Raw genomic sequence first — 1,568 nt, 5'->3', positions numbered from 1 at the left:
GGGTGTGCGGGGGTGTGCGGTCAGCYGGCGGGGACGGGCTGTGCCTGGTCGCCGGGGGCGAACGCCTGGGCCAGGGCGGCGACGGTGGGGTTCTCGTAGAGCTGGTTGGCCGTCAGCGCCAGGCCCAGCTCGTCGGCGAGGCGGGCCAGCAGCCGGGTGGCGCGCAGGGAGTTGCCGCCCAGGTCGAAGAAGGAGTCCTCGCGCCCCACGCGGCTGCGGTTGAGGACCTCGCCCCAGATCGCGGCGATGCTGCGCTCCAGGGCGGTGGCGGGTGCCTGGTAGGTGCGGCGGCTGCCGGGGCGCTGGGGTGCCGCGTCCAGGAGCAGCTGGGTGGTGTCCACGGCGCCGGCGGTGTCCACCGGGATGCGGGGGACCTCCACCAGGCGCACGGGAACGGGGAAGTCGCGCAGGACCGGCTCCAGGGCCGCGTGCACGCTGTCGGCGTCGACGCCCTGGGCGGTGTAGGCCACCAGGACCTCGCGGGCGCTGAGTTCGTCGGTGGCCAGTTCGGCCAGGATCGCGGGGTTGTCCAGGTCCAGGCCGATCAAAAGGTAGTGGTGGGGCAGGGAGGTGGCGGACAGGAACGCGCGCAGTGCGTCGTCGGGGTCCAGGGCGTGGTAGCCGCGCCGGCGGGCCAGGGCGGCGGACTGCCCGCGGTTCATGCCGGTGTCCTTCCACATGCTCCAGGCCAGGCACCGTACGTCGCGGCCGCGTTCGTGGCGCCAGTGGTCGGCGAAGCCCACCAGGAAGGTGTTGGCGGCGGAGTAGGCGCCGAAGGAGCGGCCGCCGAACTCGCCGTTGACCGATCCGAAGAGCACCAGGGAGGTGTCGGGGCGCTCCTCCAGGACCGCGGCCAGGGCCAGGGTGCCGGCCACCTTGGCCGCGTACTGGGCGCTGAAGCCCTCTGGGGACTGGCGGGCCAGGGTGTGCTGTTCGAGGTCCTTGTGCTGGGCGCTGACGTCGGCCGCGGCCAGGTGCAGGACGCCGTCGAGGGTGCGGCCCCAGCGCGTCTCCGCGGTGTGGACGGCCGCGGCGAGCGCGGCCGGGTCGGCGACGTCGGCCGGGACGTAGAGCACCTCGCCCAGGGCGTTCAGGTCGGCCAGGGCGTGTGCCTTGTCGCCGGTGGCCGCGGAGCGTCCCMCCAGCAGCAGCCTGGTGCCGTAGGCGGCCAGCAGGTAGCCGGCCAGGTCGTGGGCGATGCCGCCGAGCCCGCCGGTGAGCAGGTACAGGCCGCCGGGCACGATCGCGGGGGCGCAGTCGGTGTCGGTGTCGGGCAGCGGGCGCAGGCGGGGCTGCCAGCGCAGGCCCTCGCGGGCGGCGATCACTCCGGTGTGGGAGCGGTCGGCCAGTTCGGCGGCGACGGCGGCCGCCCATCTGGTGCGGTCGGCGGGCAGGTCGAGCTGGCGCACGGTGAGGTGGGCCAGTTCCTCGGCGGCGGTGCGCACCAGGCCGGGCAGGGCGCAGGCGGCGAGGTCGAGCGTGTCCCCCGGGCGTACGTGCACCGCGCCGGCGGTGAGCACCAGCAGCAGCGGGCGGGGGCCGTGGGGGTGCGGCAGGTCGTCCAGGGC

At 75.6% G+C, this 1,568-nt stretch carries 1 protein-coding gene; it reads right to left on the bottom strand.

Annotated features, from left to right (window positions below; genetic code table 11):
• Nucleotides 1-20: 20 nt before the first annotated feature.
• The coding region (locus FGF04_RS39120; protein WP_149516148.1) for an SDR family NAD(P)-dependent oxidoreductase at nt 21-1,568 on the bottom strand (1,548 nt) is incomplete at its 5' end.

This window comes from Streptomyces apricus (genome assembly GCF_008369065.1).
Lineage (GTDB): Bacteria > Actinomycetota > Actinomycetes > Streptomycetales > Streptomycetaceae > Streptomyces > Streptomyces apricus.
Note: the sequence above shows the minus strand (reverse complement) of the source record. Positions and strands in the feature narration are given on the sequence as shown.